Origin of the sequence: Spirillospora sp. NBC_01491 (assembly GCF_036227065.1) — a bacterium.
Classification (GTDB): Bacteria; Actinomycetota; Actinomycetes; order Streptosporangiales; family Streptosporangiaceae; genus Spirillospora; species Spirillospora xylanilytica.
In genome coordinates, this window is record NZ_CP109432.1 from 7,142,800 (window position 1) to 7,169,381 (window position 26,582).

At 73.4% G+C, this 26,582-nt stretch carries 25 protein-coding genes and 1 pseudogene; 9 read left to right on the top strand and 17 right to left on the bottom strand.

Annotated elements, in window-relative coordinates; all coding sequences use genetic code 11:
- The first annotated feature begins 65 nt into the window (after nucleotides 1-65).
- Nucleotides 66-1,532 (top strand): NAD(P)/FAD-dependent oxidoreductase, encoded by a 1,467-nt coding sequence (locus tag OHA34_RS33240; RefSeq protein ID WP_329519896.1) that lies wholly within the window; start codon nucleotides 66-68, stop codon nucleotides 1,530-1,532.
- Between the two features lie 34 nt (nucleotides 1,533-1,566).
- On the opposite strand, the gene OHA34_RS33245 is transcribed toward OHA34_RS33240, so the two are convergent.
- The 3 genes and pseudogenes from OHA34_RS33245 to OHA34_RS33255 all read right to left on the bottom strand — a co-directional run bounded on the left by OHA34_RS33245 (nucleotide 1,567) and on the right by OHA34_RS33255 (nucleotide 2,929).
- Nucleotides 1,567-1,980, bottom strand: a complete 414-nt coding sequence (locus OHA34_RS33245; RefSeq protein WP_329519897.1) for a serine hydrolase — start codon at nucleotides 1,978-1,980, stop codon at nucleotides 1,567-1,569.
- 118 nt (nucleotides 1,981-2,098) lie between these two features.
- Nucleotides 2,099-2,371: pseudogene (locus OHA34_RS33250) on the bottom strand (serine hydrolase); the annotation flags it as partial.
- A gap of 39 nt (nucleotides 2,372-2,410) precedes the next feature.
- Nucleotides 2,411-2,929 carry a PH domain-containing protein gene (locus tag OHA34_RS33255; protein WP_285937368.1) on the bottom strand — a complete coding sequence of 173 codons (519 nt, stop codon included), beginning with the start codon at nucleotides 2,927-2,929 and terminating at the stop codon, nucleotides 2,411-2,413.
- Nucleotides 2,930-3,077: 148 nt separating this feature from the next.
- On the opposite strand from OHA34_RS33255, the gene OHA34_RS33260 reads away from it, so the two are divergent.
- On the top strand, nucleotides 3,078-3,725 hold the full coding sequence (locus tag OHA34_RS33260) for a hypothetical protein (RefSeq protein WP_285937367.1): 648 nt from the start codon (nucleotides 3,078-3,080) through the stop codon (nucleotides 3,723-3,725).
- On the opposite strand, the gene OHA34_RS33265 is transcribed toward OHA34_RS33260, so the two are convergent.
- The 7 genes from OHA34_RS33265 to OHA34_RS33295 all read right to left on the bottom strand — a co-directional run bounded on the left by OHA34_RS33265 (nucleotide 3,686) and on the right by OHA34_RS33295 (nucleotide 12,940).
- A complete protein-coding gene (locus tag OHA34_RS33265; protein WP_285937366.1) occupies nucleotides 3,686-4,867 on the bottom strand; it encodes a hypothetical protein in 1,182 nt (393 codons plus the stop codon). The two genes, OHA34_RS33260 and OHA34_RS33265, sit on opposite strands and share 40 nt — an antisense overlap.
- A 195-nt stretch (nucleotides 4,868-5,062) precedes the next feature.
- Nucleotides 5,063-5,932, bottom strand: a complete 870-nt coding sequence (locus OHA34_RS33270; protein ID WP_329519898.1) for a glutamate ABC transporter substrate-binding protein — start codon at nucleotides 5,930-5,932, stop codon at nucleotides 5,063-5,065.
- A 22-nt stretch (nucleotides 5,933-5,954) separates the two neighbouring features.
- Nucleotides 5,955-7,511: a hypothetical protein gene (locus OHA34_RS33275; protein WP_329519899.1), complete on the bottom strand. Its 1,557-nt coding sequence runs from the start codon at nucleotides 7,509-7,511 to the stop codon at nucleotides 5,955-5,957.
- Nucleotides 7,508-8,335 carry an FHA domain-containing protein gene (locus OHA34_RS33280; RefSeq protein ID WP_329519900.1) on the bottom strand — a complete coding sequence of 276 codons (828 nt, stop codon included), beginning with the start codon at nucleotides 8,333-8,335 and terminating at the stop codon, nucleotides 7,508-7,510. Before OHA34_RS33280 ends, OHA34_RS33275 begins: the two co-directional genes overlap by 4 nt.
- Before the next feature lie 2 nt (nucleotides 8,336-8,337).
- Complete coding sequence (locus OHA34_RS33285) at nucleotides 8,338-9,648, bottom strand: vWA domain-containing protein (protein ID WP_285937362.1); 1,311 nt, start codon at nucleotides 9,646-9,648, stop codon at nucleotides 8,338-8,340.
- A complete protein-coding gene (locus OHA34_RS33290; protein ID WP_329519901.1) occupies nucleotides 9,645-10,901 on the bottom strand; it encodes a PP2C family protein-serine/threonine phosphatase in 1,257 nt (418 codons plus the stop codon). The genes OHA34_RS33285 and OHA34_RS33290 overlap by 4 nt, the downstream gene beginning before the upstream one ends.
- A gap of 14 nt (nucleotides 10,902-10,915) precedes the next feature.
- Complete coding sequence (locus OHA34_RS33295; protein ID WP_285937360.1) at nucleotides 10,916-12,940, bottom strand: serine/threonine-protein kinase; 2,025 nt, start codon at nucleotides 12,938-12,940, stop codon at nucleotides 10,916-10,918.
- Between the two features lie 37 nt (nucleotides 12,941-12,977).
- Here OHA34_RS33295 and OHA34_RS33300 point away from each other — a divergent pair, with 37 nt between their 5' ends.
- Complete coding sequence (locus OHA34_RS33300; protein ID WP_285937359.1) at nucleotides 12,978-13,124, top strand: hypothetical protein; 147 nt, start codon at nucleotides 12,978-12,980, stop codon at nucleotides 13,122-13,124.
- Nucleotides 13,125-13,452: 328 nt separating this feature from the next.
- Here the strand turns inward: OHA34_RS33300 and OHA34_RS33305 are convergent, their stop codons facing one another.
- Nucleotides 13,453-14,688: a hypothetical protein gene (locus OHA34_RS33305; protein WP_329519902.1), complete on the bottom strand. Its 1,236-nt coding sequence runs from the start codon at nucleotides 14,686-14,688 to the stop codon at nucleotides 13,453-13,455.
- Nucleotides 14,689-14,862: 174 nt separating this feature from the next.
- Between OHA34_RS33305 and OHA34_RS33310 the strand changes: the two genes are divergently transcribed.
- Nucleotides 14,863-15,396, top strand: a complete 534-nt coding sequence (locus tag OHA34_RS33310; protein ID WP_285937356.1) for a helix-turn-helix transcriptional regulator — start codon at nucleotides 14,863-14,865, stop codon at nucleotides 15,394-15,396.
- A gap of 157 nt (nucleotides 15,397-15,553) precedes the next feature.
- Here the strand turns inward: OHA34_RS33310 and OHA34_RS33315 are convergent, their stop codons facing one another.
- Both OHA34_RS33315 and OHA34_RS33320 read right to left on the bottom strand, forming a co-directional pair.
- Entirely contained in the window at nucleotides 15,554-15,691 is a 138-nt protein-coding gene (locus OHA34_RS33315; protein ID WP_329519903.1) for a hypothetical protein, read from the bottom strand.
- Between the two features lie 86 nt (nucleotides 15,692-15,777).
- Nucleotides 15,778-16,524, bottom strand: coding sequence for an SDR family oxidoreductase (locus tag OHA34_RS33320; protein ID WP_329519904.1), 747 nt, complete (start codon nucleotides 16,522-16,524; stop codon nucleotides 15,778-15,780).
- 303 nt (nucleotides 16,525-16,827) lie between these two features.
- Here OHA34_RS33320 and OHA34_RS33325 point away from each other — a divergent pair, with 303 nt between their 5' ends.
- Nucleotides 16,828-17,646 carry an SAM-dependent methyltransferase gene (locus OHA34_RS33325; protein WP_329519905.1) on the top strand — a complete coding sequence of 273 codons (819 nt, stop codon included), beginning with the start codon at nucleotides 16,828-16,830 and terminating at the stop codon, nucleotides 17,644-17,646.
- Nucleotides 17,647-17,703: 57 nt separating this feature from the next.
- Nucleotides 17,704-18,540 carry a TrmB family transcriptional regulator gene (locus tag OHA34_RS33330; protein ID WP_329519906.1) on the top strand — a complete coding sequence of 279 codons (837 nt, stop codon included), beginning with the start codon at nucleotides 17,704-17,706 and terminating at the stop codon, nucleotides 18,538-18,540.
- Between the two features lie 267 nt (nucleotides 18,541-18,807).
- On the opposite strand, the gene OHA34_RS33335 is transcribed toward OHA34_RS33330, so the two are convergent.
- Nucleotides 18,808-19,005 carry a hypothetical protein gene (locus OHA34_RS33335; RefSeq protein ID WP_329519907.1) on the bottom strand — a complete coding sequence of 66 codons (198 nt, stop codon included), beginning with the start codon at nucleotides 19,003-19,005 and terminating at the stop codon, nucleotides 18,808-18,810.
- A 53-nt stretch (nucleotides 19,006-19,058) separates the two neighbouring features.
- Nucleotides 19,059-19,970, bottom strand: a complete 912-nt coding sequence (locus OHA34_RS33340) for an aminoglycoside phosphotransferase family protein (protein ID WP_329519908.1) — start codon at nucleotides 19,968-19,970, stop codon at nucleotides 19,059-19,061.
- Between the two features lie 207 nt (nucleotides 19,971-20,177).
- Between OHA34_RS33340 and OHA34_RS33345 the strand changes: the two genes are divergently transcribed.
- Nucleotides 20,178-22,103, top strand: a complete 1,926-nt coding sequence (locus OHA34_RS33345) for an NAD(P)-binding protein (protein WP_329519909.1) — start codon at nucleotides 20,178-20,180, stop codon at nucleotides 22,101-22,103.
- 27 nt (nucleotides 22,104-22,130) lie between these two features.
- Here the strand turns inward: OHA34_RS33345 and OHA34_RS33350 are convergent, their stop codons facing one another.
- Nucleotides 22,131-22,772, bottom strand: coding sequence for a Uma2 family endonuclease (locus OHA34_RS33350; protein WP_329519910.1), 642 nt, complete (start codon nucleotides 22,770-22,772; stop codon nucleotides 22,131-22,133).
- A 101-nt stretch (nucleotides 22,773-22,873) separates the two neighbouring features.
- Complete coding sequence (locus OHA34_RS33355; RefSeq protein WP_329519911.1) at nucleotides 22,874-24,487, bottom strand: PucR family transcriptional regulator; 1,614 nt, start codon at nucleotides 24,485-24,487, stop codon at nucleotides 22,874-22,876.
- 104 nt (nucleotides 24,488-24,591) lie between these two features.
- Here OHA34_RS33355 and OHA34_RS33360 point away from each other — a divergent pair, with 104 nt between their 5' ends.
- Nucleotides 24,592-25,899 (top strand): aspartate aminotransferase family protein, encoded by a 1,308-nt coding sequence (locus OHA34_RS33360; protein ID WP_285937345.1) that lies wholly within the window; start codon nucleotides 24,592-24,594, stop codon nucleotides 25,897-25,899.
- A 315-nt stretch (nucleotides 25,900-26,214) separates the two neighbouring features.
- Nucleotides 26,215-26,562: a hypothetical protein gene (locus tag OHA34_RS33365; protein WP_285937344.1), complete on the top strand. Its 348-nt coding sequence runs from the start codon at nucleotides 26,215-26,217 to the stop codon at nucleotides 26,560-26,562.
- The last annotated feature ends 20 nt before the right edge of the window (nucleotides 26,563-26,582 follow it).

The following is a 26,582-nucleotide window of genomic DNA, read 5'->3' on the forward strand; positions in this document are numbered from 1 at the left end:
GGGCGAGCGCGTGGGCTTTGCCCGGACGGGATGCTGATTCCGGACACACGGGGGAGAGGAACATCGTGGACGTGGTGAAGGCGCTCGCCGAGGCCGAGCCGGCGCCGTTCTGGCTGGACGATCCGGCCCGTCCGGCCCCGTCGCCCGCGTTGTCCGGCGCGGTGACCTGTGACCTCGCCGTCGTCGGCGGCGGCTACGGCGGGCTCTGGACGGCGCTGATGGCCAAGGAGCGCGACCCGTCGCTCGACGTGGTGCTGCTGGAGGCCGGCCGGATCGGCGGCGCCGCGTCCGGCCGCAATGGCGGGTTCTGCTCGGCGAGCCTCACCCACGGGCTCCGCAACGGCCTGGAGCGCTGGCCGGACGACATGCCCGATCTGGAGCGGCTCGGCTGGGACAACCTGCGGGCCATCGGCGACACGCTGCGACGGCACCGGATCGACGCCGAGTGGGAGCTCACCGGCGAGATGAGCGTCGCGACCGAGGAGTGGCACCTCCCCGCCCTTGCCGAGGAGGCCGAGATCGCGTTCGAGCTCGGCTGGCAGCCGATGCTGCTGAGCGCCGAGGGGGCCCGCGCCGAGGTCGCCTCGCCCACGTACCTGGGCGCCCTGTGGGACCGCGACAGCGTCGCGATGCTGCATCCGGCCAAGCTCGCCTGGGGCCTCGCGGACGCGTGCCGCGCGCTCGGCGTCCGCATCCACGAGAACACCCGGGTGACGGGCCTCCGCGCCGAGCCCGCCAGAGGCGGAGGAGCCCTGGGCGGACGTCGCGGACGCTGGGCCGGAGCCGGAGCCGGGCCGCTGCATCTCGCCGCGGCGTCCGGTTCGGTCACCGCGCACCGCGTCGCGCTCGCCTCCGGCGCGTTCCCGTCGCTGCTCAGGCGGCTGCGCGGCTACCTGGTGCCGGTGTACGACTACGCGCTGGTGACCGAGCCGCTCTCGGCGGAGCAGCGCGCGGCGATCGGATGGCGGCACCGGCAGGGGCTCGGCGACAGCGCCAACCAGTTCCACTACTACCGGCTGACGGCGGACGGCGGGATCGTGTGGGGCGGCTACGACGCGATCTACCATTTCGGCAACGGGCTGCGCCCCGGGCTGGAGCACCGGCCGGCCACGTTCGCCACCCTCGCGCGGCACTTCTTCACCACGTTCCCGCAGCTCGAAGGGATCCGCTTCAGCCACGCGTGGGGCGGCGTGGTGGACACCTGCACGCGCTTCTGCGCCTTCTACGGCTCGGCGCACGACCGCAGGCTCGCCTATGCGGCGGGCTACACCGGGCTCGGCGTCGGCGCGACCCGCTTCGGCGCCGACGTCATGCTCGACCTCCTCGGCGTCGGCCTGGCCCCGGGGGAGGAGACCGAGCGCACCCGTCTGGAGATGGTCCGCTCCAAGCCGGTCCCGTTCCCGCCCGAGCCGCTCCGCTACGGGGTGATCGAGCTGACCCGCCGCGAGATGGCCCGCGCCGACCGCAACGCGGGCCGCCGCGGGCTGTGGCTGCGCGCCCTCGACCGCTTCGGCCTGGGTTTCGACTCGTGACCGCCGCCCCGTCCTCGGCGCCGCGGCGCTGGGGTCAGCGGTCGAGCGACTGGTAGGCGCAGGTCCAGAAGTCCTGGTAGACGGGGTTGTGCGCCGGGTACTGCAAGCGCTGCGTCATCAGGATCGCGATCAGGTCCTCGGCGGGGTCGGACTGCCAGCTCGTGCCGTAGCCGCCGTCCCAGCCGTACGCGCCGGGCGTCGCCGACAGGGTGTCGCGGCGGGTGACGACCGAGACGCCGAAGTCCCAGTCACGCGCGTCGCCGAACTCCCGCGCGCGCTGCGCCGGGGTGAGCTGCCCGGTGGTCATCAGCTCGACCGACCGCCGCGACAGGATCCGCTCGGTGCCGTACCGGCCCTTGCCGAGCAGCATCCGGGCGAACGCCAGTTGGTCGTCGGCCGTCGAGACCGGCCCGGCCGCGCCGTCCGGGAACGCGGGGCGCGGGCCCACGCGCCCGGGCGGGCTCGGTGTCCTCGAGCGGGCCGTCGGGACGGCGCAGCACCCGGCGATCGGCCAGCTCGGGCAGCAGCCGGTCGACCGGCTCGTCGAGTCGGAGCCGGCACTCCTCGATCAGGATCAGCGCCGCCGCGGCCGTGACCGGCTTGCTCATCGAGCTGATCCGGAAGATCGAGTCGCGGCTCATCGGCGCTCCGCCGAAGGACCGCGCGCCGGTCGCGCCGGCGTGCACCTCCTCGCCCCGGGCGAGCAGGGTGACCAGTCCGGGCACGCGCTCGCGGGCGACATGCGCGGCCATGACCTCGTGCAGGCGGCCGAGCCGCGCCTCGGAGAATCCGTTCATGACCTGATGGACTCGCCGGCCGGTCCGCAATAACCGGCCCATCCGGAACCGCGTGGTGACCGGACGGGACGGAACGCCCGGTCAGTCCGGGGACTCCTCCTCGGCTCCGAAGATGACCGAGGAGACCTCCAGGTAGAGCTGCTCAGGGTAGGGCATGAACCCCACGTTGCGGAGCGCCTGCTTCTGCCCGGCCGACTCCATGACGAACTCGCCGTAGCCGAGCATCCGGCCGAGCACCGAGCGCTCCAGCGCGATGTCGGTGACCTTGGCCAGCGGCATCATCGCCACGTCGCGGTTGAGCACGCCGCTGATCACCATCACCCGATGCTCGGTGACCAGGAAGAACTCCATCGACCAGGCGATCACCTTCCAGAGCAGGAGGCCCAGCGTCAGCAGCCACAGCCACCAGATCCAGATCAGCCCGACCAGCACGCCCGCGACCCCGCACAGGACCAGGCCGCCGAGCACCACCGCGACCGGGTACATCAGCACCGCCGGGTGCCGCCGGACCGCGATGACCCGTCCCTCATGGGACATCAGGTACTTGTCGACGGTCCGCGACCCGGAGTCGCGGAAGACCATCATGTCCTGCATGTTCATGGCCGCACCCTCGTCATGATCCGGTGACCTTCACCGTAGCCGACCCGAACCCCCGCGCGCAGGGGCCGCACGGTAGGCCGTCCCCCGCCGCGGGGGTGTTGTGCCCATGACCTTGTGCGCGCGCCACGGGCGCCGGATGATGTTGGGCATGGACGGCGCGGAGGGGCCCGGGACGGGGCCGCGGCCCGGACCGGCGGGCGGCGCGCGGGGCGCCCGCGGCGAGTTCGCGCCCGATGTGACGGGACGCCCGGTCTGGCGGCTCCTGGTCCGCGGTCTCGGCGTCTACCTCCCCGGCTGGAACGTGCCGGGCGGGGCGCTGCGGGTGTCGGCCGGCACACCGGGGCCGGACGGGTTCGGCCCGCCCGCGTTCCTCGACGGCGGCTCCGGGTTCGGCCTGCACCTGCCCGCCCGGCGCCGCGGTCTGGAGCCCGACCGGGAGATCTACGTGCGCGGCCGGGAGGACCCGAGCTTCGGCATCGTCATCGCCGGGCCGTCGGCCGCGATCGGCAGCCGCGTGGTGGACGCCGCCGGGCTGGTGCGGTACGCGCGCCGGCTCATCTTCGAGGAGCTGTTCGACACCGGCGACTCCGACTCGGTCCCGTACGCGGTGCGGGCGGCGCGGGCGGTGGAGAACGTGGTGTTCCTCGACCGCGCCGCGGGCATCGGCCTGTGCGCGGAGGCCGACCCGGTGACGCGCGCCGTCGCCTGCCCGGTGTTCGTGCGCATCGGCGCGCCCACCGAACGCACCGTACGGGCCTACGGGGCCGCGGCCCAGCCGGTGAGGTCCCAGAGCTGATGGGAGGGCAGGCGGCGGAGCCGGTCGCCGGCCGCGGCCGGGTCCCAGAAGACCTCGTCGCTCTCCAGCTCCAGCGACTGCCCCGCCGACAGCACGGCGCACAGGAGCTCGTCACGGGTGCGCACGGCCATCAGCGGGCCGATCTGCGCGACCGCGCCGCTGCTCTCGTGCAGCGTGCGCAGCAGCGCCTTCAGCGCCGCCTCGTCCTCGGGGCCCCGCACCGGGCCGAGGCCGGGAGGCAGCGGCGGGCGGTCGCGGGCGAGGCCGCCGCCGTTGTGCGGCAGGTCGGCGCCGGTGGAGATGAGCAGCGCGGTGAAGGCCCCGGTGAGGTCCTCGGCGCGCATCCCGCCGAGGAAGTAGCGGCGGCGTTCGGGGGAGTCGCCGGTGGTGTCGCCGGGGCCCTCGGCCGTGCGGAACCTGACGTTCAGCCGGTTGGCGCGCACGCACCGCTCGTAGATGTCGGTGAGGATGTCGTCGAGCCGGCCGTCGCGCGTCCACAGCCGCCCGGTCGCGGTCACCGCCGTGCCGTCGTCGCCCGTCCGGGGCCGTCCGGCGAGCGCGGTGGCGACCGCGTCGTCGAGCTCGCCCTCGGTGTACTGGAGCAGCTCGGCGACGACGTCCTCGACGTCCTCCAGCGTACGGGTCAGGGTGCGCTGGAGCTCCAGGATCTCGCCGCCGCCGCGTTCGAGGTCGGACAGCCGCTCCAGCGCCGTGTCGACCTTGTCCTCGACCTCGCCGGCGCCGTCGCGGGTGACCGCGCGCACCGACGTCTCGACCTCTGACAGCTTGCGGCGCAGCGCGGCCAGCGTGATCCGCTGCTGTTCGAGGTCGTGCAGCCGTCCGGCCTGGGTGCGCAGGAACCCGTCCGCCTGGTGCACCAGCCCGGCCAGCTCCTCGACCTGCCCGGAGTTGTGCCGCAGCCGCGAGTCGAGCGCGGGCAGCACGTCCCGCTTCACCTTCGCCAGCTCGGCGGTGAGCTGCTCGCCCACCGTGACCAGCACGCTGTTCTGCTTGGTGACCTGCTCGTTCAGCTCGTCGATCCGGCGGACGAAGGCGCGCGCCTGGTCCCTGCTCTGCCTCCCGGCGTACAGCTCCAGCGCCCCGACCACGACGCACATCACCACCAGGATGACCGTCGTCATGGCACTCCTCGAGGGGCCGGGTGATCACCGGAACGGTTTCGATCGCGACCATAACTTACGATCACCGGCGCCGACCGGCACTTACGTAACCGACTGATCTCAGTGACCACCCGGTCTCATCCGCACCGCGCGGTCGCCGCCCGTCGCGACCCGGTCGCAGCGCGTCGCCCGGGGGTCTCGGGAGTTCCCGGGAGGTCAGTCGCAGCCCTCGAACTGGGGGACGGTGGAGGTGGTGTTGAGATGGGCGGGGCCGAACCACCTCTTCAGCAGCGTCACCGCCTCGCTGTCCCGCCCGGCCGCCGTCTGCTGGTAGAGCTCCGTGATGGCCTTGTTGATCTTCTCGCAGCCGTCGATGTCGCCCTTCCGGACCCCGATGCCGTACGGCTCCTCCGAGAACGGCGCGTTGACGATCTTCAGCTCCGGGCCCGGGGCCTCGCCCTTGGCCACCCGCGCCGCCTGCCCGGCCAGGATCAGGTCGTCGGTGGACACCGCGAAGACCTTCTTCTGCGCCAGCAGGTCGAAGCACTCGCCGTAGCCCTTCGCGGCCCTCACCGGCCGCACCGGCACCCCCCGCTCCTTCTTGACTCGGGGGAACGAGACCGAGCCCGGGACCTCGCACAGGCTCTTGCCCTCGAGGCCGCGCACGTCCGGGACGGAGGCGGCGTCGGTGGCGCGGACGAGGATGTCCTGGTGGGCGACGTAGTAGGGCCCGGCGAACGTCACGTCCGCCTTGCGGTCCGGCGTGATGGAGTAGCTGGCCACCACCATGTCGACGTCGCCGTCCTTGAGCATCCGCTCGCGGGTCTCGGAGGTCACCGCCTTGAACCGCAGCTTCTTCGCGGGCCCGCCGAGCCTTTTGGCGACCGCGCGGGCGATGTCGGGGTCGAAGCCCACGTAGTCGCCGTTCCGGGCCTTCAGACCGACGCCCGGCTGGTCGGGATTGACCCCGACGACCAGCTCGTCCTTGGCGGTGATCGAGCTCTCGGCGCCCGCGACGCCGCAGGCGCCCGCGGCGAGGAGCACCGCCGCGGCCAGCGCGGCGGACCCGGTCAGGCGTGCTCGCATGGTCGGCTCCCTCATCTCGGCCTCACCGGTACTCGGTCAGGCGGGGCCGCACGCCGATCAGGACCAGCGCGAAGATGACCAGCCCCGCCACGGGCAGCACGGCGTGCCAGCCGCCGGTCCCGCCTTTGGCGGCGTCGACGGCCCCCGTGAACGCCCCGTCGTGGATGTTGATCAGCTTCTGCATCGACCGGTCGTAGGCGGCGAAGTCATCGGCCGCCGCGCTCCGCGACGCGACCGCCTTCGTCCGCGCCGCGGTCGGCGAGCTCAGCCGCTCCTCGCTCTCCACCAGGTTCCTGAGGTCGCGGTCGCTCTGCTGGAACGCGCGGTAGTCGTTGATGACCTTGAGGAACGCGGCGTGCTGTTCCGGCAGCGAGGAGTGCGCCTCCTCGTTCTTGAGGAAGCCCTTGATCGGCAGCTGCTCGTCCTTGCCCGGCCGCAGGCCCTGCAGCGCCTGGTTGTAGGCGGTGAGACTCTCGGCCTTGAGGTAGAGGACGGTCTGGGACTTGCTGAAGTAGACCTGCTCGTAGGTGTCGGCGAGTTCGGGGTCGATCAGGTATCGGGTCCGGTCGGCGTTGGCGCTGTTGCTGATGGAGCGGGCCCGCCAGAGCGCGAGGATCGAGTCGAACCCGTCCTCCTTGGCCTTGCGGAGATGGTCGGCCTGCCCGGCCAGCACGGCCCAGCTCGCCCCGACCAGCACCAGGGTGCCGACGGTCGCCAGCGCGAGCGCGGGGTTCAGCAGGCGCCGGAAGCGAGCGGTCAGGAAGACCTGGAAACCGACCAGGATCGCCAGCAGCAGCAGCCCGATGACCAGCGTCCACACCTGGCCGGTCTGCACCGCGCCGCGCTTGGCCTCGTAGGTGTGGCGGACCAGGGTGCCGTTGTCGAGGGTCAGGTTGTAGGCCTTGGGCAGCAGGTCGAGCTTCATCAGCTCGGTCGCCTGCCGGTAGCGCTTGATCACCGGGAGCTTCGGGGGGCCCGCGGCGTGCGTGGGCCGGGCGTCGGGGGACCCCTGGTCGAGCAGGATGGCCTGGCCCGCGAGCCACTCGTACCGGCCGAGGGCGTCCAGCAGGTCCTGCGCGGTCTTCTTCTCGGTGTCCTCGTCGGCCAGCCTGGACGCCTCGAGCAGCGCCGCGCCCGCCTGCCGCCGGTTGTCGTCGAACCCGTCCAGCGCCTTCTTGCGCTCGTCGACCGGGCCCTGCGGCCGGCCGATCAGCAGCGCGTTGGCGAGCTGGGCGTCCATCTCGGTGAGCTTGTAGTACAGGCGGCTGGTCTTGACGACCTGGGGGCCGGCGTCGTCGCCGATCACCCGCACGCCGTCGCGGGCGTTGCCGATCGCCACCCAGACGATCACCAGGACGGCCGCCAGCACGATCCCCGTCAGCCCGGTCAACGCCCGGACCCGTCCCGCGACGGTGCGCGGGAGGAGCCGGGCGACTCCGGTCGGGGGCTTGGCCGCCGTGCGTCGCCGGACGGCGGCCTGCGCGGCCCGCGCGGGCGGGGGCGGAGTGCCGCCGGGCGACACGGCGCCGGGCGGGGGTGCGGGGGGAGGTACCGCCGGGGCCTGGGGCACGGCCGTCATGTCGCCTCGCCTCTCCTGAGCGTGATGGTGGTCCAGGCGCCCACATGGACGCGGTCGCCGTCGCCGACCGGGATCTCCACGTTGAGCGGGATGGGCTCGATCGAACCGTTCAGGCACGTCCGGTTGAGGGAGCCCGGATCGACCAGGACCCAGCCGCGGTCAGGACGGTAGAGCAGCACGGCGTGCGTCTTCGACACGCCGGGGTCCTCGGGCGCCTCGCGCAGGTCGATCTCGGGCACGGAGTTCTGGGACGAGCTGCGGCGCCCGATCCGCACCTGCGCGCCGACGAGCGGAATGCGCCGCTCGGGGCAGTACGGGGGGAACGGGATCTCCGAGGCGTCCGTCTCGTTCTCCACGAGCATCGCCTCGTAGTAGCCGCGGTCCGCGTTCACCACCGCCACCCACGCTCCGCCCTCGGCACCGCCGCCCTGCGCCTGCGCCGGTGCCGGAGGTGGCGGCGGTGTGGGGACCGGGCCAGGGGCTGGGGCTGGGGCTGGCGTGGATACGGGGGCGGGCGGCGGAACGGGAGCCGGGGCCGGGGGTGCGGGTGGTGGGGGAGGGGGCGTCGGGAGCGCAGTGGGTTTGCCTCCGCCGGTGGCGAAGTCGTAGCCGCACTCCTCGCAGAAGCGGTCGCTCGCGGGCGTCCCGCAGTCGGGGCAGATGTCGCCGCCGTTCGCCGCGTTCGGGAGCGTGACGGTGTTCACGCCGACGTTCGGCGACGCACCGGGCGGGACGGCGGGGGCGGGTGCGCCGCCGATCCGCTCGCCGCAGACGTCGCAGTAGTCGTCGGCCGCGGAGCTGTGGCCTGCTGGACAGGTGGCCATGCTCAGCCCTCGCCCTTGCGCGTCCGCACCGTCTTGCTGGAGGTGGTGTCCAGCGACATCTCGTCGGCCTTGTCGACGTTCTTCTTCAGCCGGACGGTGCCGGTGGCGAGGTCGACGACGTCCACCATCTTGCGGAGCAGCGTCGTGATCGCCTCGTTGCCCACCTCGTCGGCCAGCACCACGGCCCGGCCGAGGCGCGCGGTCGCGGTGTCGAGGTCGCCGTCCTTGCGGGCCTGCAACCCCTCCTGGATCGCCGAGTCGAGCTCGGTCTGGCCGGTGTAGTGCGCGACGCGCGGGTTGATCCGGGTGGACTGGACCTCGTCGTCGGTCCACAGGGCCAGCACGTTGCCGGTGGCGAGCACCTGCTCGGGCCGGCCGGGGCCGCCCGGCACGACCAGCTTCGCCCAGGCGGCGCGCAGCTCCTTGCCGACCTCGCCCGCCGGGACCTCGACGCAGATGTGGTAGTCCCGGCTCTCGGTGCCCCACGCGCCGAGCGGGTAGTCGCCCGCCTGCGGGCCCGACTCGGTGCGGCGGGCGGTCAGGTCCTCGACCGAGGGCATCACCTGCTTGACGAAGCGCAGCTTGGCGGTCTGCGGCGTCCACACGCGCAGCGACACGTCGGCGACCGCCTTGCCCATCGCGTCCTCGGTCATCGCCTGGAAGTCGGCGACCAGGTCCCTGGGGTCGGCGACCAGGCCCACGCTGCCGAGCAGCGCCGACGACACCTTGCGCAGCTCGGCGACCTCCCAGTCGGTGCCGATGCCGCGGCAGTCGCAGACGAACCGGCCGGTGCAGCGTGCGAGCACGGCGTCGAGCTCCTCGGCCGACTCGTGCTGGTTCTTGCCGTCGGTCAGCAGGATCGCGTGCCGGATGCCGTGCTGGTGCGCGTCGAAGAGCTGGTCGGCCAGCCGCAGCCACGAGCCGATCGCCGTCCCGCCCTGCGCCTTGAGCCGGCTCAGCTCACGCTTGGCCATCGCGCGCGAGTTCGCGTCGGCGGGCACGAGGGCGGGCTGGGCCGGGAACACCATGGAGGCCGAGTTGGCCCCCGAGACGACCGCGAAGTTCACCCCGTCGCGCAGAGTGTCGATCGCGGCCTGCGCGGCGGCGATCGCCGCGTGCAGCTTGGCGTCGGGATAGGACATCGACCCGGAGGTGTCGATGATGATCACCTCGGCCGCCGCCGCGGCCGGCCGGGCGGCCGTGGGCGGGCCGCCGGTCGACTCGACCGAGACGATGGCGTGGACCTCGCGCCCGCCCTCGGGCAGGAACTTGTTCTGATCGACCCTGATGGTGAATTGCGGCTGCTCGCTCATCGGTCATGCTCCGTGCTCGGTGTCGGGAGTGGGGAGGCGCCCGGGAAAGGGATCACAGCCACTGTGACGTTGTCTCGGCCGCCCGCGTTCAGGGCGTGCTGCACCAGAGTCCGCGCCGTCCCCAGGGGATCGCCCGCCGGATCGCCCGCCGGGCCGGTCAGCAGGGCCGCCAGGTCTTCGGCCGCCGGGAAGTAGTTCCACAGGCCGTCGCTGCACACCAGCAGGGTGCCGGGACCGCCGGGGGTGAAGGTGCGGACGTGCGGCCTGATCTCGTCGGCGTCCGCGCCCAGCCAGGCGGTGATCACGTGCGCGTTCGGGTGCGCCTCGGCCTCCGCCTCGGTCAGTGCGCCCTGCGCGACCATGATCGCCGCCCAGGAGTCGTCGTCGGTGAGCTGGCGCGGCGGCCCGAGCTCGGTCACGTCCTCGGTGTCCTCGGACAGGGCGAACTCGGCGGTGTCGGGGCCGTCGTCGCCCTCGCCGCCCCCGCCGCTCTCCGTGCCGGCCTCCGTCGCGGCCCCGCCGTCGGGGGAGGGGGAGAGCCAGTAGGCGCGGCTGTCGCCGATCCAGCCGACGGTCACCGATCCGGGCCCGGTCACCGCCGACACGTACGTGCAGGAGGGCGACTCGGACGGGGACGGCGCCAGCGCCGCCACGGCCTCGGCGGCCCTGAGTGCCGCCGCGCGGGTGGCGCTCTCGGGGTCCTCGCCCGCCTCCAGCAGCGCGACCAGCTCGGCGACGCCCGTGTCGGCCGCCGCGCGGGAGGCGTCGTCGGGGTGCGGCGAGGAGCCGACCCCGTCGCACACCACGGCGGCGACGCCCTGTGCGTGGACGGCCAGGGCGATGGCGTCCTCGTTGCGGCTGTAGCGCTTGCCGCGGTCGCTCGCGCCCGCGGCGGCCGGCGCTTTCGCGGCGCCGTCCCCGCCCGGTCCCGTTCCGGGGCCCGGGAGCTCGATCTCGATGTGGTCGCGCTCGGCGGGCTGGCGCAGCCCGCAGTGCTCGCAGTAGCCGTCCGCGTCGATCGCCTTCTGGCCGCACCCCGTGCACGCCCGCGAGGACGCGGCCTCATGGCCGGCCGTACGGGCCGACGGGGTCGTCTTCATGGTGAGGCCCTCGCGTGGCGGAGGACTGAACCCCTCGGGCGGCGGGCTGGGGGCGTCCTCGTTCAGGCGGTGCCCGCACGCCTCACAGAAGTCCTCACCCGCGTACACCACCTCGGTGCAGATGGGACACGACAGCTCCGCCGGCTTGGTCACGCTGGGGTCCTCCGTCATAGCAGGGTCCGCGGGCGGACGGCGTTGGCGGAGTCGATGAGCAGCCGCCGTTCCTCCCGGTCGTGGGTGTAGTGGGCGAGCGCCCGGTAGGTCTCCTCCAGGCGGCGGCGGAGCGGGGTCTCGCTGAGCGGGGCGCCGAGCAGCGCGCCGCCCTGCGGGTTGCCGGCGTGGGCGGGGCCGAGCAGCACCCAGTTGAGCGCCGCCTCCAGTACCTCGGCGGCCAGCCGGTCGCGCCGCGCGCCCTCCAGGCCGAGCCCGTCCAGCCGGGTGCCCGCGCCGACCAGCTCGGCGGCGGTCAGCTCGCCGGGGTGCCGGCCGCGCACGGCGGTGGACACCGCGGCGACCTGGGCCGGGACGAACCGGATCGAGATCTTCGGCACCGAGTCGAGCACCGCCACGGCCGAGGCCCGGTCGCCCGCGGCCAGGTGCACGCGGGCGAGCCCGAACGCGGCGTTGATGTAGCCCTGGTCGGTCCGCCAGACGGTCTCGTACAGGCGGGCCGCCTCCCGGGGGTCCTGCTGCTCGCGGCAGTACGCCAGGCCCAGCTTGGGCGCGGCCTCCCCCGGGAGCAGCCCGTACAGCCGGTCGAAGAGCGGCCCGGCCTCGGCGAGCCGGCCCTCGGCGAGCAGCGACACCGCCCGGTACCACGCGATCCGCCAGTCGTCGGGACGGTCGGCCTCGACCTCGTCGAGCAGCGCGCGGGCCTCGGCGAACGAGCCGAGCTCGATCCGGACCCGGGCCAGCGTCAGCCGCACCTCGGTGGTCTGCTGCGGCGCGCCCGCGATCGCCGCGGCGAGCTCGGCGGGCTCCAGCGCGGTGAGCCCGGCGAGGAACCCGGCGGCGGGGTCGCCGCCGTCGACCAGCGGCACCGGCAGCGCGGTGGCGGCCAGCGGTGGCGTGATGGGCGGCAGGGGGAGGTCGGCGTCGCCGTCGGCGCCGGTCCCGGCGGCGCCCGACACGAACCGCTCGGGCCCGAACAGCCCGGACGGCGCGGGCCGCTGGTACCCGTCCTCGGCGGCGAGCACCTCCCGCAGCACGCCGGTGAGCTGGTCGGCCATGTCGGCCGCGTCGTGGAACCGCTGCGCCGGGTCGGTGTGGGTGGCGCGGCGCAGGAACCGGTCGAGCGACTCGAACCGGGCCAGCAGCGGCACCTCCGCGCGCGGCGGCAGGCTGGCGGCGTAGGTGTTGGTGTAGCCCTTGAACGAGAAGCTCAGCACGGCGAGCGCGCGGCCGACCGTGTAGAGGTCGGAGCTGATCGACGGCCCGGCGTCGGCGATCTCGGGCGCCTGGTAGCCGACCGTCCCGTAGATCGCGCCGTCCGGGTCGTCCAGGCGCCGCACCCCGCCCAGGTCGATCAGCCGGAGCTGCTCCTCCGACTGGATGATGTTGTCGGGCTTGAAGTCGCAGTAGACCAGCCCCTGCGCGTGCAGGTAGCCGAACGCCTGGAGCACCTCCAGGGCGTACGCGATCGCCTGGCCGACGGGCAGCGCGTCCTGGCCGAGCTCGCGGCGCCGCTGGAGCAGGATCTCCTTGAGCGACTGCCCGCCGACGTACTCCATCACGATGTAGCCGTCGCCGGCGTGCTGGACGAAGTTGTAGATCTTGACGATGTTGGGGTGCTCGACCTCGGCGAGGAACGCCCGCTCGGCCGCGGCGGCGGCCATCGCGTCGGCGTCGCCGCTGTCGAGCAGGCCCTTCAGGACCACCCAGCGGTCGGACACGTTGCGGTCCTTGGCCAGGTAGATCCAGCCGAGGCCGCCGTGCGCCAGGCAGCCGAGCACCTCGTACTGGCCGCCGAGCAGGTCGCCCGCCGCCAGCTTGGGCGTGAACGAGAACGCGGAGCCGCACTTGGGGCAGAACCCCTCGGTCCGTCCGGGACGGTCGCCCCGGCCGCGGCCCACCTGCTCGCCGCAGTTGCTGCAATGGCGCCTGTTCTCGGCGACCTGCGGGTTCTGCATGACGGCGGTGGACGGGTCCCGGTAGGGGACGCGCGGCACCTCGACCAGGCCGGCGCCGAGCATGCCGCGGCGGCCGGACGACCGAGAGGAGCCCGTCCGCGTGCTGCCCGTGCCGGCGCTGCCCGTCGCGAAGCTGCCGCGCGCGAAGCTGCCGGACGGGACGCTGCCCGAGGTGCCTCCGGACGGCGTGCTCGACGGTGTGCTGGACGGACGGACCGGCGGGGCGAGGCCGCAGCGGTCGCAGTAGCCGTCCACGACGGTTCCCGAACAGCCGGCGTGCCGGCACGCACCGGGCGAGCCCGCCCCTGGGGACGCGCCCCCTGGGGCGTGGCCCGAGGCCGGTGCTGGCGCCGGTGCCGCCGCGGCTGAGCCGCAGACGTCGCAGTAGCCGTCCTGTATCGCTCCGCCGCAGCCCGGTTGGGTGCACGCGCCCGGTCCTGGGGGGCCGGCGGGGCCTCCAGCAGGGGATCCGGTGGCGTTTCCCGTGGGCGGCGGACTCGCGCTGGCCGACATGCCGCATATGACGCAGTAGCCGTCCTCAACGGTTCCCGTACAGCCAGGGGCGGTGCATTGGTTCATCGTCCCGGTCCCTTCGCCCGTGATGAGATGGCCTGCTGATAGCCGGACAGCGTCACAGTCGCCTTCCGTAAGTCGCAGGGGGACGACCAGAGCAGCATGCGCGCCTCCTCGTGGATCCGCGCCAGCTCGTCGTCTTCGGCGTGGCCGAGCCGCGCGGCCTTCACCTGGTACGCCTCCAGCCGTCCTCGCAGCTCGTCGCGCCGGTCGAGCAGCCCCTGGATGAGCGCGAGCGCGGTACGGGCCTGCTCCAGCGCGGCCTTGGCCGCCCGCTCGAGGCCGGCGACGCGGTCCGCCAGATCGACGAGGTCGCCGCGTCCACCGGAGGCGGACACGGCCGCGAGCCGGTCGGCTAGCGCCGCCGACAGGTCGGGCGGGTCCGGCAGAGCGGGGTCGGAGATCTTGACCAGCACCTCGGCGCGGACCCGCCGCGCCGCGGCCTCGGTGCCGCGCACCAGCTCGACGGTCCCGGCGATGGCCCGGACCCGTCCGGCGAACCCGTCGCGCAGCCGCGCGGCCTCTTCCAGCCTGCGGCGCAGCCCGGCCAGGTCGTCGCCCGCGGCGTCCAGCCGGGCGGTGTCGGCGTGGCCGTCACGGGACAGCGCCAGCGGATCGGACCGGACGGTGCCGGCCAGCGCGTCGATCTCGCCGCCGATCCGGTCGAACTCGGGCTCGGTCCCGCCGAGCGACGCCAGCAGCGCGGACACGGTCCGGCGCTCGGCGTCCAGCGCGGCGAGCCGTGACAGCAGCGCCGACCAGACCGTGTCGAGGGCCGCGATCCTGCGGGCGACCTCCTCGAACAGCGGGGTCATCCGCGCCACCGTCGCCTGGAGGGTCAGCTTCTCGCCGGTCGGCGCCGACAGCAGGGTGCGTCGCTCCAGCGGCACCTCCTCGACGGGCAGCTCCACCGACGGCCCGGCCAGGAGGCGGGTCAGCTCGGCGAGCTGCGCCTGACCGGGGCGGGAGTGCCGCTCGCGGAGCTCCTCGGCCGCGCCGAGCACGCCCCCGTACAGGTCGAACAGCGCCCACAGCGCCGCCATGCGCGCGCGGACGACGGCCTGGGCGTCCAGCGTCTCCCCGCTCAGCGCCGCGCCCTCCAGCATCCGGTACCCCTGGTTCGCCTCCAGTTCGAGCAGGGCGGAGCTGATCCGCTCCCTCTCGTCGCGCAGGTGGCCGAGCGTGCGGTCCACCTCGTCCCGGCCCATCGGCGGTCGGCCGGGTACCGCGTCGCTCAAGGCCGGTTCCCCGGTCGGCCCATGGTCGCCCCCGATCCCCCGATAGAGCATGGTTGAGGCATCAGTGTTCCGTATGCCTGGGTGTGCGCTCAAGCGGACGGCATCGGGGACCGGTCGGCCGACCGAGCGCCCGGCGGCCTCCACAATGTCAGTGTTCGAACATATAATCGAACCATGGCGAACGTTGCGACGCACCACACCGGCCGGGCCGTCCGCGCCGGCGCCGTCCCCACGCACCACGACACCGAGCTCGGCACCCCCGAGATCGCCGCGCTGGCGCTCTCCCTGGCGCACCTGGGCGCCGGTCCGCAGGCCACCACCGCGCGCCGCGCCCTGCGCACCCTCCTCGACCTCGGCGGCCACGACGACGTCGTCACCGCCACCCTGGCCACCCTCACCGGCCCGCTCGACGCCGCGACCGCCGACCGCGCGCGCGTCGTCGCCGCGGCCATCACCGAGCACCGGGTCGTCCGGCTCTGCTATGGCGACGCCGGCGCCAACGTCACCATCCGGGAGGTGGAGCCCGTCACCTGCCTGGTCCACCGCGACCACTGGTACCTGGTCGGCTGGTGCCGCATGCGGCGCGGCGTGCGTGCCTTCCGCTTCGACCGCATCCTCGCGGTCGAGCCGACCGGGCTCCCCGCCCGGCCCCGCCGGGCCGACCGCTACCTGCCGTTCCAGCGCCGGGTCATCGCCGGCGCCGCCTGACCCGCCGCGCACCACCGATCACCGACCGACCCATCCGCTCTCCGCCGACCACCCGCCAGTCGCCGACCACCAGTTGCCGACCACCAGTTGCCGACCACTGGCCGCCACCGGTCATCCTCCCTCCGTGTCGACCCGGCCGGGCGCGGGCCCGGCCGGGTCAGCGGCCGATCACGCCCGGCACGGCGCGCGGCAGCATCCGCGCGCCGCGGGACAGGCCGCGGCCGAGCCGGCCCAGCGGGGTCCGGCCCGGGTCCGCGGCCTGCTCGGCGCGCAGCCCGGCGAGAGGGGAGGCCATGGCGCGCCATCGTAAGTGAGGACGGGCACAGGTCCGGGCGCGGGAGTTCGTCACTCAGGTGACGAAACCGGGCGCGGACGGTCCGGTCAGAGCAGCCCGGCGTACTCGCCGCCGTCCACCGGGATGGCGCCGCCGGTCAGGTGCCGCGCCTGCCGCGAGCACAGGAACGCCACGAACGCCCCGAAATCGTCGGGGTCACCGATCCGTCCGGCCGGGACCTCGTCCGCCACGGTGTCCCAGTCGTCGCCGCGCAGCGACCGCAGCCGCTCGGTGGCCTGCGAGCCCGGCAGCACCGAGTTGACCGTGACGCCGTCGCCCGCGACCTCCAGCGCGAGCGACTTGAGGAACCCGGTGGCCCCCGCCCGCGCGGTGCTGGACAGGATCAGCGCCGGGATCGGCTGCCGCACCGAGATCGAGGTGATCGCGACCACCCGGCCCCAGCCGCGTTCCCGCATCGGCGGCACGGCCGCCTTGCACATGGCCACCACCGACAGCAGGTTGAGGTCGAGCGCCGGCGCGTAGTCCTCCAGTGGCGTGTCGGCGAAACCGCCCGCCGGCGGGCCGCCCGCGTTGGTCACCAGGACGTCCACCCCGCCGAGCACGCCCTGCGCCTCCTGGACGAACGCGGTGGCGCCCTCGGGCGTGCCGACGTCGGCGATGATCGGGTGGGCCGCGGGGCCGAGCCGTCCGGCCGCCGCCGCGAGCCGGTCCCGGTCGCGGCCGCAGATGGCCACCTGGGCGCCCTCGGAGATCAGCGCCCGCGCGGTGGCGAGGCCGAGGCCGCCGCTCGCCGCCGCGACCGCGGCCCGGCGGCCGTCCAGTCCAAGATTCACCCCTCGAAGGTAGCGCCCCGGCGGCGGGCGTCCGATCCCCGCCCCGACCGGAGGGTGGGCCGCCGTGGCAGATTCTCCGGAGGGCGCCATGGCCGCTGTCCTCCGGGAATGGCTTGACGGAGCCGAGTCATGCGTGACTGAATGGTTGTCCGCAGCGGAGCGTCACTGTCATGATTGGCAGTGACCTGACGCTTCCCGAGAACGACGCCGCGTCACGGCCGGCATTTTCGTTTTCCGTTCCGCCCACCCGCAGGGGCGCTCGCGGCGTACGCCCGTACGCCGCAGAAGGCTCCCGGGGTGGCCATGAGTGAGAGCAGGAACGGCACCGCGTACGGCGCATTGAATCCGCGCGTTCCGAGCGTGGCCCGAATGTACGACTTCTTTCTCGGCGGCAAGGACAATTATCTGGCCGACCGGGCCGCCGCGCGGGAGGTGGCCCGGCGGCTGCCGCAGAGCGGGCCGCTCGCGGTCGCCAACCGCCGGATGATCGCGCGCGGGGTCCGGGCCGCCGTCCGGTCGGGGGTGCGCCAGGTCGTCGACCTCGGCGGCGGGCTCCCCACCCGGCCGAGCACGCTCGACGCGGCGCGCGAGGCGTCCGGGGGCGTCCGTGTGGTCCTGGCCGACCACGACCCGGTCGTCGCCTCGCACTACCGCGCGTTCGCGCCCGGCGACGACGTGCACGTCCTGGAGGCCGACCTGCACGACACCGAGCAGCTGCTGAAGAAGGTCGACGGGCTGATCGAGCTCGACCGCCCGGCGCTGTTCGTCCTTGGCGCCGTGCTGCACTTCGTGCGCGCGCCGGTGGCCGACGAGGCCGCCGCACTGGTGCGGGAGCGGATCGTCCCGGGCGGGCATCTGCTCATCACCCACGCGACCGGCACGGCCGCCGAACCGGACATCGTGCGGAGCGTCGAGGAGGTCTACCAGCGGGCCTCCGCGCCGCTGACCTGCCGTCCCGAGGACGAGATCCGCGCCCTGTTCGGTGATCTCGCCCTGCTCGATCCCGGCCTCACCGACGTCCAGCGGTGGCGCGGCGACCCCGCCCCCGCGCGCTCCGGCCCGGGAGACCCCAGCGGCGCGGGGCTGCGGGTCGTCGGCGCGCTCGGCGTCCGGGCGGCCTGAGGGTGCGCCGGGCGCTCTCCCGGCCTTGATCGGTCCGGCCCTGCGGCGGCGCGTAGCATGACGGCGGTGAGCACGCGGGACGTCCTGGACCATCTCCAGCGCCTCGGCATGTCCGGGTACGAGGCCAAGGCGTACGTCGCGCTCGTCGCGGCGGGACGGCCGGTCAACGGGTACGAGGTGGCCAAGCGCTCCGGCGTCCCGCGCAGCACGGTCTACGAGACGCTCGGCAAGCTCGTCGCGCGCGGCGCCGCCTACGAGGTGCGCGGCTCGTCCGACGCCACCGACTACCTGCCGCTGCCGCCCGCCGCGCTGCTCGACCGGATGCGCCGGGAGTTCGACGGGTCCGTCGAGGCGTTGCAGGCCGCGCTGCCCGCCGTCGTCGCCGCCCCCGAGGCGCACCTGATCCACAACCTCAAGGACGCCGAGGCGATGCTGGCCCGCGCCGGGGACGTGATCGCGGGTGCCCGCCGCGACCTGTTCCTGTCGATCTGGCCCGAGGAGACCCGCCGGCTGGGCCCGCGGGTGCGCGAGGCGGCGGACCGCGGCGTCGAGGTGTCGGTGATCACCTTTGGCAAGGAGGGCCCGCTGGAGGACCGCGCCGGAAACGTCCGCGAGCACCGGTTCTCCGCGCCCGAGACGGTGCTGGAGGATCTCGGCTACCGCTTGATCGTGGTCGTCGGCGACCGGCGCGAGGCGGTCGTGGGCGGGTTCGGCGACGGCGAGGCGTGGGGCATCTACACCGCCGATCCGGCCGTCGCGCTGATGGCGGCCGAGTACGTCCGCCAGGACCTCGTGCTCCAGATCCTCGCCGAGCGGGTGGGCGCCGACGAGCTCGACCGGCTGTTCGCCACCGACCCCGACCTGCTGCGCCTGCTCGGCAGGGGCCGCGGCTGACCGCGGATCGACGCGATCAAGGTCAGCGAGGTGATGCGCCACGGCCGCTGGGACAGGCCCGAGGCGATCGTCGGCACGTTCGGCTTCGGCAAGCCGCTGGACCACCGCCCGCCGATCCTCCGGCCCGGCGTGGCTGCGCCCGGTCAACGCCATCCCGCCGTCGCCGAGGCGCCGCCGGGCCTGCACACGCCGCTCACCCTCCCCCTCTTCACCGGGCCGCCACAGCCTGCGCTGACCCGCCGCCCGCGGGCGGCGGTCGGGCGGACGTCAGTGCGGGGCCTCGGCGAGCACGACGAAGAACGCGGCGGTCGCCAGGAACGGCCCGCTCGACAGATGGTCCAGCCAGCGCTCGCCCGCCGCCGCGCCGAGACGGCCGGCCTCGACCGCCCGCGCGGTGTTGCGGCGCAGGCCGAGCACCGCGGCGGCGACCTGGTCCAGATAGTCGATCGGGTTCGGTTGCGTCATGCGGTGATCCAAGCAGCCGGATGTGGAGGTTCCGTGCGGGCCGTGCGCTCGCTTCAGAGGCGGGGGAGGAGCGCCTCGCCGACCGCGAGCTGGACGTCGTTCATCCCGGGCTCGCCGTCCTCGATGTCCCACAGGGTGTTCTGAAGGACGCGGCCCAGCGTCCAGCCGGCGGCGCGGCGGCGGTCGAGGCCGAGGACCTCGGTCATCAGGTCGAACCTGCGGCGGACGGCGCGCGCGACGTCGCCGGTCGCCACGATGTCGTCCCAGCGGTTGTCCAGGGCGGGCATCAGGTCGAACCCGGGGTCGCCGGCCAGCGGGTTGGGGTCGATCGCGAGCCACGGCTCGCGCGTTCCGGCCAGGACGTTGTCGTAGTGCAGGTCCCAGTGCAGGAGGCGGTCGCCGGGCTCGTCCGCCAGGTCCGTCACCGCCGCCGCGCAGACCTCGGTCAGGCGCCGCTGCCGGTCGTCGGTCAGGAAGGCGAGGGCGTCCGGCACCTGCGCGAGCATCGCGCGCGCGATGTCGGCGAGCCGCCGGACGCCCGCGGGCGCGGGCAGCGCGACCAGCCGGGCCAGCAGCCCGGTCAGGACGCGGAGCGCGTCGAGGTCGCCCGGCAGCGCGGCCAGCGTGCGGTCGGCGTCGAGCCGTTCCAGCAGCAGCGCGCCCGCCGCCGGGTCCTCGTCGAGCAGCCGCACGGCGCCCTGCCCGTCCCAGAGCCGGAGCGCCACGGGCTCGCTCTCGGTCTCCTCGTCGAGAAGCTGGAGCTTGAGCACGGCCTCGGCGCCGTCGGCGCGGCGCACGGGGAGGACGAGCGCCGCCATGCCGTGCCGGGACGGCCCGTCGACGCGCAGATCCCAGCGGTCCAGGGCTCCGGCCGTCAGCCCGGGGAGGGCCGCGACCCAGGCCCGTCCCTTTTCGCCGTTGTACTTGGTCTGCGTGGCGGTCAGACCGGCGGGCACGTCGAGCATGCGCTCCCCATGAATGTCGAATGCGTGGTCGCAGAACAGCCTATATCGCCCATCGGGTTCGATGAACAGGGACAAAACCGCCCGCATTCGGCGGTGCTTGTTTTGCCGGCGCGGTGTGTGGAAGATCTTCTCAGGGGCTTGTGATCGGGGGATGCGATGTCGGGGGATAATTCGTACAAGCCTGTCCATTCTGATCGTGAGCTCGGAATGGACAGGAAGATCAGCCGCCGGGACTTCCTGGACGGAATGGCGGTGGCCGCGGGCGGGCTGGTGGCCGGGGGCGCGCTCTCCGGATGCGCCGCGGGCTCCTGGGGCGGCATCAACGAGGTCACCACGCCGCCGAACGGCTGGAACTACGCCGGGCAGGGCAACCCGTCCTACCCGCCCGCGATGACCGGCCTGCGCGGCAGCACCAACCCCTCGATGCGCATCCCGCACGAGCTGCGCGACGGCATCTTCTGGTCGGGCAGCCGTCCGATCACCTCGACCGGCGAGCACTACGACCTGGTCGTGGTGGGCTCCGGCATCAGCGGCCTGAGCGCGGCCTACTTCTACCGCAAGGCCCATCCGGGCGCCTCGGTGCTCATCCTCGACAATCACGACGACTTCGGCGGGCACGCCCGGCGCAACGAGTTCTACCCCGACGGGAAGCTGCTCATCGGATACGGCGGATCGCAGTCGATCGAGGCCCCGTCGGCCTGGAGCCCGGTGGCCAAGGGGCTGCTGGCCGAACTCGGCATCGAACCCAAGAAGTTCGAGAAGTTCTACGACCAGAAGTTCAACGAGCGCTGGAAACTGAACGACTCCGACTTCTTCACCAACGAGCAGTTCGGCCGCGATTTCCTCGCGGTCATGGACGGCGACACGCAGACCGCCGAGACGCTGAAGAACGCGCCGATGTCGGCCGCGGCCAAGACCGCCTTCCTGGAACTCCAGGACAACCCCAAGGACTACCTCCCGGGCCTCAGTGACGCGCAGAAGAAGATGAAACTGGTCGGGCTCACCTATCTGGAGTACCTGCGCGACGTGGCGCGGATGCCGCGGGAGGTCCTGGACTACATGCAGACCTACACCAGCGACGAATGGGGGTTCGGCATCGACGCGTTCGGCGCCATCGACTCCTGGGCGCTGGACTATCCCGGCTTCTCCGGGCTCAAGCTGGATCGCTCCAAGCCCTACCGGTTCTGCGGCCCCACCGTCCAGCTCCAGTGGGACACCGACGAGCCCTACATCTACCACTTCCCCGACGGCAACAACGGGGTCTGCAAGCTCCTGCTCGGGCGGCTCATCCCCGGCACCGGCGCGCCCCGCACCCTCGACGAGGAGCCCCTCGCTCGGATCGACTACAGCAAGCTGGACGTGGCGGGCGAGCAGGTGCGGCTCCGGCTGAACGCGCCGTGCGTGCGCGTCCAGCACACCGGCGGCAGCATCGGCTCCAAGACCGTCGACGTCAACTTCGTCCGGGACGGCAAGGTCTATCAATGCACGGCGGGCGGCGTGGTGATGGCCTGCTACGGCACGATGGTCCCCTACCTCATGCAGGACCTGCCGACCGAGCAGAAGGAGGGCCTGTTCTTCGGCACCAAGCTGCCGATGGTCTACACCATGGTCCAGCTGAGCAACTGGCGGGCGTGGGAGAAGCTGCACATCAGCCACACCCGCTTCCTCAGCGGTGAGTGGTGCGTCGCCGAGCTCGACTACCCGGTCAGCATGGGCGGCTACGAGTTCTCCAAGGACCCCGAGCAGCCGATCCTGGTGCACATGATCCAGATGGCGACCAAGCCGAACCCCAACCCGCGCGGCGGCATCGGACCGGGCCGCCGGGAGCTGTTCGGCAAGCCGTTCGCCTCCTACGAGCGCACCATCCGCGACCAGCTCACCCGGCTGCTGTCCGGCGGCGGCTTCGACCCCGCCCAGGACATCCAGGGGATCACGGTCAACCGCTGGGGCCACGGCTACGCGCTGGAGTACGGCCGTCCCTGGGCGCAGTTCTGGCCGGACGGCCCGCTGCCCTCGGTGATCGGCCGCCAGCCGTACGGGCGGGTGACCATCGCCAACTCCGACTCGCAGAACCGCGCCTACGCCGACGCCGCCATCGACGCCGCCCACCGTGCCGTCGCCGAACTCGGCTGACTCCGCGAGCCCCCGCCCGTCCGCCGGTCAGAGCCGGTCGATCTCCGTCAGGTCGACATCGACGTCGAACGGCACGGTGAGCTTGAGCCGGTCATGGTGAATCCCCGTCGCCACGTAGGCGCCGGTGGCCGGGTCGATCTCGTGGACGTAGACGACCGGGCGCCCCTCGTTCTTCTCCACCCGCCAGAAATGGGGGATCCCCGCCCTGGCGTAGAGCGCCGGCTTGCGCTCACGGTCCCGCTCGACCGAGTCGGGGGACACCACCTCGACCGCCAGTACGACGTCCTCGGGCCGGTAGCCGGTCTCCTCCGGCCCGGTCACCGCCTCGGCCCGCAGCACCATCAGGTCGGGCTCGGGACGCTGCCGCCGCCCGAGAGTGACGGTCATTTCCCGGCGGACGCGCATCATCTCCGGGACGGAGCGGCGGAGGCCGTTGACAAGAAGATCCATCGTCAGCGTGTGGAAACTGGACTGGGGGCTCACCAGGACCAGGCTGCCATCGATCAGCTCAGTGTGAGGGGGCAATTGCGGAAGGCGATCGAGGTCTTCGGCGGTGAAGCCGTCCGCTGGGGGAATCAGCCAGTCCGGCACGGCGGTCAGGTGGTCGGACCGGGGCTGGGGCTCCGGCGCGGACGCCGGTCCGTATTCGGGCATGGGCTCCGCCGTCATGGATGTCCTCCTGGGATGGTGCTCCGAGGTCGCTCGGTCCCGGACACTCAAGGCTATCAACCAGCGACCCTGCGAGACCCCGGAAGGCGCGGAGCGGTGGGTCAGGGGTGTTCCCAGCGGACGGAGCTGAGGGCCAGCAGCGCCACGTGGAAGGACACGCAGGACTCGACGTCGTCGAGGTCGGCGTCCAGGACGCGTTCGATGCGGTGGAGGCGCTGGTAGAAGGCTGGGCGGGACAGGTGGGCGCGCTGCGCGGCCACCGCCTTGTTGCGGCCCGCGTCCAGGTAGAGCTCCAGCATGCGGGTGAGGTCGCTGCCGTGCTGCGCGTCGTACTCCAGGAGGCGGCCGAGCTCGCGTTCGACGAACGTCTGCATGCGGACGTCGTCGCGGAGGAGGTGCAGGAGGCCGCGCAGCCGCAGGTCGGGGAGCCGGTAGAACAGGCGGGCGCCCGAGCCCCGGCAGGCGACGTCCGCGACCTGCTCGGCCTCCTGGAACGAGCGGCGCACGTCGCGGACCGAGTCGACGAGCGAACCGGCGGCCATGACGCAGTCGCCGCCGGTGCGGGCGCGGACGCGGGTGGCGACCTCGGCGAGCGCGGTCTCGGCGTCGGCGCGGGCGGGCAGTGAGGCCAGGACGCCGACGCGAGCCTGCGGGCCGCCCTCGTCCAGGATGCCGACCAGTGCGGCCAGGCGGGCGTTCTTACAGGCCGCGGCGGCGGCCTCGGCCAGCTCGGCGAGCTCGGGCGCGGCGGTCGCGGGCGGGGTGCGGCGGCGCAGGACGACGCCGAGCAGGCGCCGTCCCGACAGGGGGACGCCGAGGGCGCGGGCCCGCGCGGCGGCCTCGTGGGGGTCGGAGTAGGAGTGCGCGAGGATGCGGGTCAGGATCGTGCCGTGCGCCTGGCGTTCGAGGCTCTCGGCGTGCCGGTCGAGCAGCCGGCCGAGCGCGAGGGTGGTGGCGGCCCGTTCGATCAGCACCGTGTCGCGGGCGGTGGGGGACGAGCCGAGCACGACGATCAGGCGGCCCCAGTCCTCGCCGCGGGCGCCGACCGCGGTGACCAGCCAGCCGGACGAGGCGTCGTAGGCGGTGCGCCGCTCGGGCCGCACCGCGCGGGACCGGGTCTCCCAGGCCGAGAGCAGCCGGGCCGGGTCGCCGCCGCCCGCGTCGGCGGCCAGCACCCGGTGGGAGAGGTTCTCCAGGACGACGGGGTACCCGGCGAGCGCGGCGACCTGGCGGACGACCTCGTCGGTGGAGGCGCCCTCCACCGAGAGCTGGGTGAAGATCTCGTGCAGCCGCTCGGAGGCGCGCAGCTCGGCGAACTGGTCCTGGACGATCCGCGCGTGCACCGACTCGGTGATGTCGACGAACACCGGTTCGTGCGCGAGCACGACCACCGGGAGGCCGTGGTGCTCGGCCGCGGCGGTCAGCGCGGCCGGGAGGGCGCGGGCGTAGCGGCGGCCGAGCTCGACCATCAGCCCGCTGACGCCGACCTCGGCCAGCTCGGCGATGTAGGCGCGCAGCCGGCCGGGGTCGTCGGGCAGGGCGATGCCGGTGGTCAGCACCAGTTCGCCGCCGTGCAGCAGGTGCGCGATGTCGTCGACCTCGGCCACGTGCACCCAGCGGATCCGGTTGCCGGTCCGGTCGGCGCCGGCGACGACGCGCGGCTGCCCGCGGCGCACCGCGTCGAGCTGGAGCACGTCGTCCAGGGTCGGAAGCATCGGCACGGATGATATCGGGACATGCTGTCAACACAGCGGGGCAGCGGCCTTACAGGGTGTATTCACCGGGATTCGGGCGCGCGCGTTCCGAGCAGACTCCGGTCATGGCGGAACACGCGCGTCTGCTCAGGCGCCACCGGGCGGTCATGCCGTCCTGGCTGGCGCTCAACTACGACGAACCCATCGAGATCGCCGGTGGCGCGGGCGCCCGCGTGACCGACGCCGAGGGCGGCCGGTACCTGGACTTCTTCACCGGCATCCTGAGCAACATGATCGGTTATGCCGTGCCCGAGGTGCGGGAGGCGGTGGAGCGCCAGCTCGCGACCGGTGTCGTGCACACCTCGACCGCGTACCTGCTGCGCGGGCAGGTCGAGCTGGCCGAGAAGATCGCGCGGCTGTCCGGGATCCCGGACGCCAAGGTCTTCTTCACCAACTCGGGCACCGAGGCGAACGAGACCGCGCTGCTGCTGGCCGTCCGCGCCCGCCGGACCGACCAGGTCCTCGCGATGCGGCAGGCCTACCACGGCCGCTCCTTCGGCGCGATGGGCGTCACCGGCAACCGGGCGTGGACGAATGTGCCGTACTCGCCGCTCAACGTGCACTTCCTGCACGGCGCCGACCGCGACCGGCCGCTGTTCGCCGGGATGCCCGACGCCGCGTACATCGACGCCTGCGTGCAGGACCTGCGGCATGTGCTCGCCGCCGCGGCCGGCGGTGATGTCGCCGCGCTGATCGCCGAGCCGATCCAGGGGGTCGGCGGGTTCACGATGGCGCCGGACGGCCTGTTCGCCGCCTACAAGGAGGTGCTGGACGAGCACGGGATCCTGTTCGTCTCCGACGAGGTGCAGACCGGGTGGGGACGCACCGGCCAGGGGTTCTTCGGCATCGAGAACCACGGTGTGGTCCCGGACATGATGACGTTCGCCAAGGGGCTGGGGAACGGCTTCGCCGTCGGCGGCGTCGTCGCGCGCGGGGAGCTGATGGACGGGCCGACCGCCGTGGGGCTGTCCACGTTCGGCGGCAACCCGCTGTCGATGGCCGCCGCGAACGCGACCCTCGACTATGTGCTGCGCCACGACCTCCAGGCCAACGCCGCCAAGCAGGGCGCGTTCCTCATCGGCGGGCTGGAGGAGGCGGCCGGGCGGCTGCCGAGCGTCAGGGCGGTGCGCGGCAAGGGGCTGATGTTCGCCGTCGAGCTCGTGGACCCCGGCACCGGCGGGCCGGGCCCGGCGCTCGCCGCGGCGGCGATGGAGGCGGCGCGCGCACGTGGTCTGCTGGTGGGCAAGGGCGGCCTGTACGGCAACGTGCTGCGGATGGCGCCGCCGCTGAACCTGACCGGCGAGGAGGCCGCCGAGGGGCTGGGCATCCTGATCGGCGCGCTGGAGAGCGTGGACGAGGCGGTGCGGACCTGACCGGATCGATCGGCGGGACCGGATCGGACACCTGAGGTTCGGGCCGGTGGGATGAATCACCCAGAGAGCGATAAACGCCGCGAACCGCGCCGCCCCTTCGCGCCGTTCCTTCGCAGCGTCGGGAACTTCTTCCGCCTGGGAGTTCTCGTCGTCAATTTTCGTCTCCGCCGCCTCGACAAATAATAGCTACAAGTGTTGACTCGTCCTGTGACCGCGGACACAATCTAAATATCCCAATTAAATGGGATGAATAAGTAAAAGGTCGGGATTCGGAGTCAGGATCGAGGTCCGGGGTCCGGCGCAGGGAGCCGCGCGATGACTGCTGACGACCACGCCGCCGAGGTCGAAGCGCTCGGCCGGCGCTACCCCGGCTGGACCGTCTGGTTCGGCCCGTTCACCGCCCACTGGTGGGCGCTGCCGCCCCGGGGCCGGGGCGGCGGGGACTTCGTCGAGGCCGAGACCCCGCAGCGGCTCATCGCACTGATCGAGGTGATCCAGCACTCCGCAGTAGGGAATCCGATGACCGACGACGGCCTCCGGCCGTCCCGCGACCCCCGGCAGGACGGGCGACGCCCCTCGAATCTCCTCCGTCTCGAGGGCGTCACACCGTCCCCGTTCCGCCGGGTGCCGGCGTCCGCGTGGCCGAGCGGCACTGCAAGGTGATCCGCTGTTCCCCAACCTCG